Here is a 12,048-nt window from a genome sequence, read left to right on the forward strand (position 1 = left end):
ATGAAAAGTAGCTTATTGTACATATTTCTTTTCGTAGGTTTCGCCAATACTTTATTGGCGCAAGATGATGATGATCAAATCATTATTATTTCTGACGCAGATCGTCCAATTACTAATGCCTATAGGATTACTGAGCAGCCTAAGGTTTTAGACACAGTTGTGCCAATTCCTGACATTGAATATCCATTGCTGGTAAAAAGCTTAGAAACACAAATCAGTATTGAAGATATTGTGGCGTCTAAAATTCGTATCACAGATAAGTTGGATAAGTTATACAGAGGTTATGTTAAAGCAGGATTGGGAATGTACACTTCTCCTTTAGCTGAGGTGTATTTTAATACCATCCGAAACAGAAGAACCAATATGGGAGTGCATGTGAAGCATTATTCTTCTTGGGGTAAATTAGAAGGGCTTGCACCATCAACTTACGACAATACTGATGCGAAACTGTTTGGCGAATGGTTTACATCTGGTCTCCAAATTGGCGCACAGGCTAGTTATTTAAACAATGGGTATAATTTCTACGGAATCACTGATACCACGGATTTTTTCTCTAAAGATTCACTAAGAAATAGAGTGCAAGGATTTGGTGGTGAATTCAAAATTGGAAACTTCACTTCAAAGGACAGTGCTAAAGTGTTGTGGTCTGCTAATATCGGAAATTACTACTTCCATGAATTTCAACCGAACTGGGATATTTTGGGAGATAAACATGCTAGAAACAACAATTTCTATATTGGAAGTAACACCAAGTATAAGCTCGGCAAAAATCTATACAATGTAGATTTTAAATGGCAGCACAACAGGTATTGGTACGGTGAAGAAGATGCAACTTTACCAGCAAATGAAAGATTTGACGTGAGCAATGCATTGGTAACAGTTCGTCCTACCATATCAACTTATGGAGATAAATGGAAAGTGGTTTATGGTTTAGATATGAACTTTGATTTCCCTAGACAGGGCTTGGAAAGAGTTTTTAAAGTTGTGCCGGTAGTTGAAGGTAAATACAGCCTGTTCAATGATATGTTTATTCCGTATGTGGGAATAGATGGAGGAGTGAAACAGAACTCATTTTATACATTAAACAGAGAGAATCCTTACATCTATTCAGGCCAAGAAATGTTGAATGAAACAGAATATGATTTCTATGGAGGTATTAAAGGAACATTGTCTAAAACCATGTCATTTAATGTAGCTGCTCATTATTTTGATATTCATAACAAAGCACTTTATATAAATGAAAACACATGGTCTGGTTATAACAGATTTGATGTGTTATATGAAGATATGAGCGTTTTCCAGGTTGAAGGTGGATTGTCTTATCAAAAGGATGAAAAACTAAAAATAGATGCAATTGCTCAATGGAATAAATACAATCCTAAAAACGAATTTTATGCATGGCATTTACCGGAGATAAAAGCAACGGTGCGAGGGAGCTACAATTTGTTTGATAAGATTTATGCTAAGGCAGATTTTACTTTAGAGTATGGAAGAAAATCTCCTGTGTATTTGTTTAATCCGGCAGATGATGACATTGCAGTTGATATGCCTGTAATTGCAGATGGTAATCTACATTTGGAATACAGATACAATCCTAGGTTGTCAGCATTTTTGCAATTCAATAATATAGCTGCTCAAAAGTACGATCGCTGGTACAATTACCGCGTACAGGGCTTCCAGGTTTTAGGCGGAGTCACTTTTAGCTTTTAGTGTTAAATATTTCATAAAAAACTATATTTCAATCAATTCGGTTGTTTAATTTCTATTTTTGGCTCGACTAGAAACTAATAAAAAATGAAATTAAAATTAAGAATGAAGCAATTGCTAGTGGCAGCAGTTGCATTCACAACCACTGGTGCTTTTGCGCAAAACGTTAGCATCAAAAATGGTGAATCCTTCAAAGTGGGTGGGTTCGAATTTGTTGAAGACGTGTTAGCAGTACATTCAGATGGATCTGCAACAGTATTACTTAAAGCTGGGTTTTTGGGTACCAAGTTTCGAGTATTAAATCTAAACAGTGAACTAACTGCAGACTCTAAGTTTGAAATTGAAATTCCGAAAGTTGATAACAAAAAGGTGAATTACTTTACTGCTGGACAGTATGGTAAAAATGTGTTTTTCATGTCTACTTTAAAGGATAGAAAAAGCAAAACTTATAGTATGTACGCTTCTGAGTTAGATCCTAAAACAGGGAAATTTCTTAAGCATCACAATCCTGTAAGTTTGAATTACGACAAAATGATCTTTGGAAGACCATTTGAAGTTAGCAGAAGCGTTGATTCTACTAAAATTTTGTTTGTGTCAAAATATCCAACAGGTAGAAAAGACATGGCAAAATATAAGCTGACAGTAGTGAACAATGATATGTCTGAAGTTTGGAGTAAGGATATTGAATTCTCTGAAGAAACAAGACATTTTGATTACAATGGTGCTTTAGTAGACAAGGAAGGAAATGTTCACCTTTTAGCTACTTCCAAAATGGACAAAGACGAGCAGAAAGAGGAAGGTAAATCTGGAATTTTTGCAGATAAGTGGAAAACAGAAATGTATTCGTATTATCACAAAGATGGGAAGTTAGTGCATTATGATTTTGAAAAGTCATTGTCAGACAAGGTGGTAATGAATATCCACTTAACAATGAATGATCAGGATCAGGTTTTAGCCGCTGGTTTTTATAGCGACAGAACTTTCTGGGGACAAGGTTATTCAGGGTTCTATACTTTCAGAGTTGATGCTGCTTCAAAAGAAATAGTGTCAAGTAGTATTGTACCATTCAACGAAGAATTAAAAGCTGAGTTAATCGGTGAAAGAAGAGCACAAAAAGGAAAAGATATTCCTAAGTATGAAGTAAGAAAATTATATCCTCTAGAAAATGGTAAAATGGCCGTAGTTACAGAGGAATATACTTATACAAGAACTGAATCTACAGATGCAAACGGAAATACAACTGTAAGCGAAACTTGGTTATACGGAAATGTATTAGTGATGTACCTGGATGAAAAAGGTCAAATGACTTCATATGGTGTATTAAAGAAAAGACAATACTGTACTGCTAAAAATGGTGAAGCATCATTGATGCAAAAGTTAGGTATTGGAGCTACTCCTGGTGTTAATGAGTTGCCGTACTATGGAATTGCAACTATGAATGTTGATGGTAACATATATGTTATTTTTAATGACAATCCAAAGAATCCGGCAAGATTGGAAGATGGTAAAAAACCAAAATCAGTTCGTCAAAGAACAGCAATTACTGAGTTGGTTTCTTTTACAGAGGATGGAAAAATGATGAGAAATACTTTGTTTAAGGCAAAAGATAACTCAGAAGGATATAAAATGCCAATCATGCCAAGACAGTCTGTTCAATACTCTGATCACGACATGATCATCTTTGGTAGAAAAAAGAAAAACTTAAGAGTGTTGGGATTAAATATCAGTAACTCTTAGTAGAGAGATAATTGTTTTAAAACCCGGCTCAATTCATTTTTGAGTCGGGTTTTTATTTTGAGTCAATTTTTGATTGATACATCTTTTGTATCTTCGTTTTCAAAATATTTCAATAATTATTACGTCTAAGTTGAACTTTTGCATAGTTCTTGTAGATGATCCAAATAAAATAAGGAAAAGTGAAGAGATTAATTTTAGGAATTCTAACGACAATTTTAGCATTAAACATTAACGCCCAGTGTTCTAAAGATCTTGTGACAAATGAGGATTATAGTACCGGGCCAATGATTTTAACTAAAGATCAAGTATTTGATTCACCTACAATCACCAATAAAAAAGACCTGGCTTTTGCAGTTAAGGATTCTTCAAGATTGTTTGCGCATTTTGAAATTACTTACGGTACTTGGAGAGTAGGGTCTAAAATTGATTTTACTTTTCAATCAGGAAAAGTGGTGAGCACATATATCTCAAAATGGGAATCAGAAAGATCAGGTTCTTACACAGTCAAAAGATATGATTGTCAAATTACTTCTAGAGATGATTTAGATGTGTTTTATCTTGAAAACATCACCAAAATTACTGTAGCTTGTGTAGGTAAAACGTACAATGTTTCTATAAAGAAAGCTAGAAAAATAACACAGTATTTTCAGTGTGCAGTCAATACTTTAGGGATTGATAATATCAATTATAATACTGCACAAAAATCTGATCCTGATCCTTATGTAGATAATACTATTATTGTGTCTTTTGGAAATGATAATTCAAATACAGCTTCAGATGACTTTTCTGATATTGAATGCAATTATGAAATGAATGAGGTAGATGAATTCACAGGTGACAAAACTACTTTAACTAAGACATTTAAACTAAGTGATAAGTTAACGGGTCAAATTCACCATATCAACGGTAAAACTTTCTTAAACTTTTTCTATGCAGGACCGTTAGGATGTAGTGATGTAGAGTCTTATGCAATTATCAAGTTCACAGATGCTTCTACACTTAAGTTTACTAATCTGGCTCCAAAAGATTGTGGAGATAATCCAATGTTAAAAATTGAGTTGACAGATAAGATGTCAATTTTAAAAGTGCGTGATATTGAAAAAATCCGTGTAGGATATTCTGATTCTCACGCAGATGTAACTGTATCTAATCAAAAACTAATTAGAGGTATCTTGAACAAGTGCCTGTAGTTTAGAGTTAATTTTATAAACATGAGGATCTGTTTACTATTAATATTGTTAGTGAGTGGGTCTATTGTTTATGGACAGGAAGTTAAGTTTGTAGCTTCAGACACTATTAAAGGAAAATACGACCATTTTTCAGTTGACAATTTTGGAAGAATCTATTTAACCAGTAATGATGTATTGTTGGTATTGTCAGCAGATTTAGATACACTGTTCACATCTTCATTAAAAGCAATAAGACCTTCTTCAGTAGAAGCTTCAAAGTCATTTAGAACTTTGATTTTTGACAAAGAGAGAAGTGTAATTCAGTTTCTTGATAACACCGGAACTCCTATTCAGGATGAGATAGATTTAGTTGGCTTGGATATCCAACAACCTATCTTGGTTTGCGAATCTTTTGGCGGTAATACTATTTGGATTTTAGATGCCGGAAACCTCAGATTAATTAAGCTGAATCAAAAATTGGAGAAAGTGATTATTACAGAAAATCTCACCAATATTTTTGATGCGGAGGAAGAGCCTGTTTTAATGAAAGAAAGCAATGACAACTTAATGGTTTTAATTCCCGGAAAAGGAATTGCAATGTTTGATGTTTTCGGAACTTACGTAAAGACATACCCTTGTGATGCAGATTATTTTGATGCAACAGAAGAATTTCTATTTATAAAAACTGCAGATCAAATGGAAGTAATTCCGCTTGAAGGACTTTTGGAACCGCAGTATAAATACAGTTTGCCAAAAGGTGTTAATTCGTTTCAGTATACTCGCAATCATTTGTATTTGCTACAATCTGATCAACTGATAATAGGAAATTACAAGAAGGCTAAATAATGCATTGATCTTTTCGCATTTCATTTATAGTTCGTCACATAATAAATTGGCAATGCCTTGTTGACAACTTCAATTATCATATTAGTTTGAATCCTTTATATTTGTCGGAAATAATTGAACGAATAGGTGAAAAAATTCTTCAGATTTTTAATTAGCAGACAGTTTCTACTCAATGTAGCCGGAATCATTTTTGTATGGATCCTCATTGTTTGGATTGAAGGAATGTATCTAAAAAATACTACCAGTCATGGTGAAAGTATTGAAGTTCCTTCTTTCTATAAAATTCACATGGATGACCTGGATGAATTTGTTAGGGATAAACAATTGGAATATGAGATTGTAGATTCGGTTTATTTAGATGAATGGCCAAAGGGAACAGTGTGTTGGCAATATCCAAAACCTACAGATTCAACCGGAATGAGTATTAAGTCTGGAAGAACAATTCAGTTATCGGTAGTTCCTCTTTCTCCTCAAATGGTACGTATGCCTAAAGTAGTGCATATGTCAAAGAGAATGGGAGAAACAACTTTAAATGCCTTGGGGATTAAAACCAAAATTTCTTTCAAACCGGATCCTGTAGGAAAAGACTTTATTCTTGAGCAGCTATATAATGGACAACCAATTGACTCTGGTACATTTATTCCTAAAGGAAGTAGAATTGAACTGGTTGTGGCAAAAGGTAAAAGCGGTGATGCTACACCTTTGCCTTCTGTAGTTGGACTTACAATAAATGAAGCAAAGCAACGTTTCTCTACTTTATCCTTGTCTTTGCATCCACAGTGTGAAAACTGTATGGATGAAAATCAAGTGCTAAATGCCGTAATTACAAGACAAAGTCCTGCTGGTGGAGCTAATGTACAAGTAGCAGCCGGAACAACAGTAACAGTGTGGGCTACTTACGGAGCTGGAGGTGCTACTGAATAAGGATTAGTTGAACTGAAAATGAAAAAAGTACTATTATTCCTATCTCTTGTTTTTTGCTTTGGTGCTATGGCACAAGAAGTGATTGTTCCAATATTGGGTAATCCCGCTTTGTTTGGAAAATATTCACATCAAAAAATTAAAGCAGCAGGCTCTTCTTTAGATAGTACATTTATATATTCTTACAGTAGTTTGACCATAACTGATATCTGGGATGATTTTTCAGTAAATAAATTTGTGCAATATCCTCCCGCTTATAATGCTGCCAATGTAACATCTCAGTGGTATTGGCATTTAATGGATCAAACAAATACTACCCCTGAACCCGATACTGTGCAGTTTTGTGATGAGACAGTTGCCAAACATGATTCTGTCATTGTGGTTGCTGGAGTTGGAACAACTTTTACTTCGAATTTTACACCGCATGATATATGGGTGAACGACCTAACGCAGTATCCTATTAGTGGAACTGTGATGCAATTGTATGATGAATGTTATACTTTAATTGATTCAGTTATTGAAGGTGTTCCAGATCCTACACAAGATACTGTTTGGGCTGATGCTTCTACTATTTATTACCAGGATAGTATTCATTTGTTTTTTGCTAATATGAATGACCCAAGTCGAATTTGGGTTGATAATAAAGCATTTCACAATTATAATTTCCCGGTAGATCCGTTTTCACTTGGTGTAGCAACTTTAGATGGGGTTGACTCTACAGGATGGCCTTATGAATTCAATAATCCAAATAGTTATGGAGGTGCTGATACAATGACTTCAAAACCAATTAATTTGTTTGGAAATACTAATGTCTTTTTACAATTCCTCTACCAGGCAAAAGGTCATGGAAATATGCCGGAGGATGCTGATTCTTTATTGGTTGATTTTTACTTGCCTGATTCAGCTCAGTGGTATAACATTTGGCATGCTTCAACTCCTTATCCGGACCAAACATGGGATACCGCATATATAGCCGTGCCAGTGAATTTTCTGGACAATGGTTTCAAATTTAGATTTAGAAATTACGCCTCTTTATCAGGTGCATTAGATCATTGGCATATTGATTATGTTCAATTGTATGAAAACCCTTTAATTACTATTCAACCATTAAAGGATTTAGCGGTGTCATATCCTGTTTATTCATTGTTAAAAGATTATACAGCAGTACCATGGGATCATTATAATGCTTTGATTTCACCCAATTTAAAAATGCAGGACACTTCATTTTTATCAGTGTATAATTCAGATGATACACCTACCAATGTTGGAAGTGAGATGTATTTAGAAATTGCCTATGACGGTGCAGTGCAGGGTAGCTATAATTTGCCAAATCCTGGTGCTACTCCTCCATGGACTTCCAATTGGGAATTGGGAATGAATGCATTTCCATTTTTTACTTCTTCTTTACATAACTCATTTGACGCTCCCGGTAATGATACCATGGCAACTTTTAATGTTAAAGTAAACGCACATGCGGCTGTTGCTGCTTCTAATGTTTATCAAGTAAATGATACAACTTATCTAAATCAGGAGTTTAAAAACTATTATGCCTATGATGATGGGTCTGCTGAAGTAGGTTATGGAATTAATGGAGCAAATTCACAGTTGGCTTATCAGTTTACAGCTTATGAAGAAGATACTTTAACCGGCGTGTTAATGCATTTTGTTCCTGCAGAACTAGATGTTAGTGGTTATGTGATGTTACTCACTGTTTGGGATGATAATAATGGTGAGCCTGGTGATATATTGTATCAGGATGATTATTTCCAGCCTCATTATCCTGAATATGGCGGATCACAAAATGAATTTAGATATTACGAGTTTTTAAATCCAAATTTCCCTTCTGTTATCCCTGTAGGAGAAACTTTTTATGTTGGATGGGAACAAATTGAAAGCCAAAATTTATATGTAGGGATGGATAGAAACATTATCAAAAATGAAAAGATGTTTTACAATGTTTCAGGAAGTTGGATAGGTTCTTCTTCAGCCGGATGTTTAATGATTCGCCCTGTATTTTCCACTTCAATTAATTACACTCTTGGTGAGGAAAGAATTGAAGAACAAGTGGAAGAGATTGTAATGTTTCCAAATCCTGCAAATGAACAAGTTTCGTTTAACGGTATCAATAAAGATTGTATTGTTTCTTTTTATGATATGACAGGTAGATTGGTAATGTCTACAGAGAATGTAAGTGGTATTGATGTGTCGTCATTAATTGACGGAATCTATCTGGTAGATATTAGAGATTTAAATGGTGTATCTTTGTACACTGATAAATTAGTCAAGAAATAATGTCTTCAATAGAAGAAAACGAATTTTACGAAGAAGATTTTGATGAATCATCCATTGATGCCGAAGAATCAGAAGAGTTGTATGAGCACCACAACATCATTGCAGATGTAGGGCAAGAGCTTTTGAGGATAGATAAATTCCTCATGGATCGCATACCAAACATTTCCAGAAATAAACTTCAAAATATTGCCAAGGCCGGCAATTTATTGGTGAATGGCAAAGCGGTGAAGTCTAATTATAAGGTTCATCCAAAAGATGAGATTTCAGTTGTATTGCCATTTCCGGTAAGAGAAACAACCCTTGTTCCTGAAAATATTCCAATAGACATAGTTTATGAAGATGATGATTTGGTCATTGTAAATAAACCACCCAATATGGTAGTGCACCCAGGATTTGGAAATTATTCTGGAACCTTAATGAATGCGCTTGTTTATCATTTTGATAATCTTCCTAAAAGAGATGATTTTTATGGTAGGCCGGGATTAGTGCATAGGCTTGATAAGCATACAACAGGTTTATTAGTTGTGGCTAAAACTGAATATGCTATGACTCATTTGTCAAGACAGTTTTTTGACCGTACATCTGAAAGAAGATATTATGCCCTGGTTTGGGGTGATGTGGAAGAGGATGAAGGAACAATCACCGGAAATATAGGAAGATCACAAAAAAACAGAAAAGTGTTCAAAGTTTATCCAGAAGACGAAGGATATGGAAAACACGCGGTAACACACTATAAAGTAATTGAGCGTTTCCGATATGTTACTTTGGTAGAATGTAAGCTGGAAACAGGTAGAACTCATCAAATTAGGGTGCATTTCAAGCACATTGGTCATCCTCTTTTTCATGATTTGGAATATGGAGGAGATAAAATAATAAAAGGAACAACTTTTACTAAGTACAAGCAATTTATTGATAATTGTTTTGGTTTGATTCCGGGACAAGCTTTGCATGCTAAAACACTGGGAATCACTCATCCAGTGACAGGTGAGTGGCTGCATTTTGATTCAGAATTACCGGAGGGAATGGTAACTCTATTAGAAAAGTGGCGTATATACAGTTCGAATGTACAAGGAGGGGACGACCAATAAAAGTATGTTCTAACGTGATTTTTCAAAATATTTAATTATTTTCGCCTTTAATAACAAGCTTACTAAAATTTAGTAAATAATATTTTTATGAAGTTATTCAAGTTATTTGTTGCGATTGCAGTGTTGATCGGAACGACAAACACGGTTCTAGCTCAAGGAGGCGGACCAGCTACTAGAAACTACGGAAAAGAAGCTGACCGTTTATGGCAATCTGGAGCTTATGCTGAAGCAGCTGAAGCTTTTAAGAAAGCATCTGAGAAGTTAAATCCAAAAAATCAAAAAGCTAGATTAAAGAAAGCTTACTATGCGTACATGTCTGCTACTTGTTACAGACTGTTACACCAGTTTTCTGCAGCAGAACAGCAATATGAAAAAGCTGTATTGTTGAAGTATCAAGAAGCTGAACCAAAAACATTTTACTATTTAGCTGAAATGGAAATGGCTCAGTGTAAACATGATGAGGCAAAAGAAAACTACAAGAAGTACGAAAAATTGAATCCTGGTGATGAATTAACCAAGGTAAGAATTGAGTCGTGCGAGAAGTACAAAGAAATGACTGTTAAGTCAGGTGCAACTAAGCACTTGGTTACTAATGTCACTAAGTTGAACACAGAGTTTTATGACTATGCTCCTGTAATGGGCGGAAGAGGAAAAGAAATGTATTTTTCATCTTCACGTTCTGGTTCTTTAGGAGAAGAGATGGATAACATCACTGGTCAAAACTATATGGATCTTTGGATTACTAATATTGACAGAAATGATAACTGGGGTCAACCAGAGCCAATTGGAGAACCTGTAAATTCAGGAAATTCAGAAGGTACTATGTGTTTTGACGGTAGAGGTAAAACAATGTGGTTCACAAGATGTCCTGTTATTGAAAAAACGAATATCGGATGTGAAATCTACATGGTTGAAAAGAAAAGTAAATCTTGGGGTGAGCCGGTATTGGTTAAATTAAAAGATCATGATACAACAAACGTTGGTCACCCATGTGTTTCTCCTGATGGTTTAACCCTAATCTTCGCTTCTAACATGGCCGGTGGATACGGTGGTCTTGATTTGTGGTATTCAACTTACGACAAAAGAAATGACGAGTGGAGTCTTCCAGTAAACCTTGGAGAGGATATTAACACTGCAGGTAATGATTGTTTCCCTACTTGGGGTCCAGATGATAAATTATACTATGCTTCTAATGGTATGGTTGGTCTAGGTGGATTAGATATCTACAGAGCTGACAGAGTAGGAGAAGAATTGAAATGGGAGAAACCTAAAAACTTAGGATACCCTATGAATTCATGCATGGATGATTACCACATCATTTATACTGAAAAAGGAAAAATTGAAAGAGGGTATATCTCTTCAAACAGAAATGGTTCTAAAAAAGGAGCAAACGGTGAAAACTCACAAGATATTTGGGATTTCTATTTACCTCCGGTATTAGTTGACTTAGATATCATTGTTAAAAACCTTGAAACAGGTGAAGCTATTCCAGATGCTAAAGTTGTAATCGTTGGTTCAGGTGGAGAAAATTATGTAATGAACACTGACCCTTCTGGTAGAATTACAATGTCTGAAAAACCTGACGGAACTAGATATATTGAGCCAGGAGGAACTTGGACAATTGAAGTTGAAGGTGTGCCTAAAAAATATTTCTCTGCTTCAGATAATTTCTCAACAGAAGGTATTGAAGTGAATAGAAGAATTATTAGAGAGTTAAAAGTGATGCCTGAAAAAGAAGTTATCCGACTTCCGGAAGTGCGTTATGACTTAGGTAAAGCAACCTTACAGGTAAATGACTCTGTAAACTCTAAAGACTCATTGAACTTCTTATATGATCTGATGGTAGCCAACCCAACTATTATTGTGCAGTTGATGGCGCATACAGATTCACGTGGTTCAGATGCAGCAAACTTAGACCTGTCTCAAAGAAGAGCTGACTCATGTGTGGCTTATCTTGTAAATGAAAAAGGATTAGATCCTGCAAGATTAGTACCTAAAGGTATGGGTGAAACTACACCGGCAATGTATTTTGAAACAAATGCTGAGGGTGATACAACACTTAGACAAAAACTTACCGAGTCTTACATTAATGGATTTAAGCGAGACAAAGACAAGTTTGAAAAATTACATCAGTTTAACAGACGTACTGAAGGTAAAATTATTAGCTACGATTATGTTCCTAAGAAAGAAGAAGATGGGAACAATGAGTAAGTAGCTCAGATAAATATTGTTGAAACACTTCCGTCAAAAGACGGAGGTGTTTTTTATTTTTGTACCACCCTTAATTG

The 12,048-nt window shown here is 35.1% G+C and carries 8 protein-coding genes; all 8 read left to right on the top strand.

Annotation, left to right across the window (positions count from 1 at the left end; genetic code table 11):
* The 8 genes from K6119_RS14785 to K6119_RS14820 all read left to right on the top strand — a co-directional run bounded on the left by K6119_RS14785 (window position 1) and on the right by K6119_RS14820 (window position 11,971).
* Window positions 1-1,710 carry a TonB-dependent receptor gene (locus K6119_RS14785; protein WP_221832930.1) on the top strand — a complete coding sequence of 570 codons (1,710 nt, stop codon included), beginning with the start codon at window positions 1-3 and terminating at the stop codon, window positions 1,708-1,710.
* Between the two features lie 84 nt (window positions 1,711-1,794).
* Complete coding sequence (locus tag K6119_RS14790; RefSeq protein WP_221832931.1) at window positions 1,795-3,444, top strand: hypothetical protein; 1,650 nt, start codon at window positions 1,795-1,797, stop codon at window positions 3,442-3,444.
* A 179-nt stretch (window positions 3,445-3,623) separates the two neighbouring features.
* On the top strand, window positions 3,624-4,634 hold the full coding sequence (locus K6119_RS14795) for a hypothetical protein (protein WP_221832932.1): 1,011 nt from the start codon (window positions 3,624-3,626) through the stop codon (window positions 4,632-4,634).
* Window positions 4,635-4,685: 51 nt separating this feature from the next.
* Window positions 4,686-5,459 (top strand): hypothetical protein, encoded by a 774-nt coding sequence (locus K6119_RS14800; protein ID WP_221832934.1) that lies wholly within the window; start codon window positions 4,686-4,688, stop codon window positions 5,457-5,459.
* Between the two features lie 126 nt (window positions 5,460-5,585).
* A complete protein-coding gene (locus K6119_RS14805) occupies window positions 5,586-6,383 on the top strand; it encodes a PASTA domain-containing protein (protein WP_221832936.1) in 798 nt (265 codons plus the stop codon).
* An 18-nt stretch (window positions 6,384-6,401) separates the two neighbouring features.
* Window positions 6,402-8,672, top strand: coding sequence for a T9SS type A sorting domain-containing protein (locus K6119_RS14810; protein ID WP_221832938.1), 2,271 nt, complete (start codon window positions 6,402-6,404; stop codon window positions 8,670-8,672).
* Window positions 8,672-9,760, top strand: coding sequence for an RluA family pseudouridine synthase (locus tag K6119_RS14815; RefSeq protein WP_221832940.1), 1,089 nt, complete (start codon window positions 8,672-8,674; stop codon window positions 9,758-9,760). The genes K6119_RS14810 and K6119_RS14815 overlap by 1 nt, the downstream gene beginning before the upstream one ends.
* An 87-nt stretch (window positions 9,761-9,847) precedes the next feature.
* Complete coding sequence (locus K6119_RS14820; protein WP_221832942.1) at window positions 9,848-11,971, top strand: OmpA family protein; 2,124 nt, start codon at window positions 9,848-9,850, stop codon at window positions 11,969-11,971.
* The last annotated feature ends 77 nt before the right edge of the window (window positions 11,972-12,048 follow it).

The sequence above is a fragment of the Paracrocinitomix mangrovi genome, from assembly GCF_019740355.2.
Lineage (GTDB): Bacteria > Bacteroidota > Bacteroidia > Flavobacteriales_D > Crocinitomicaceae > Paracrocinitomix > Paracrocinitomix mangrovi.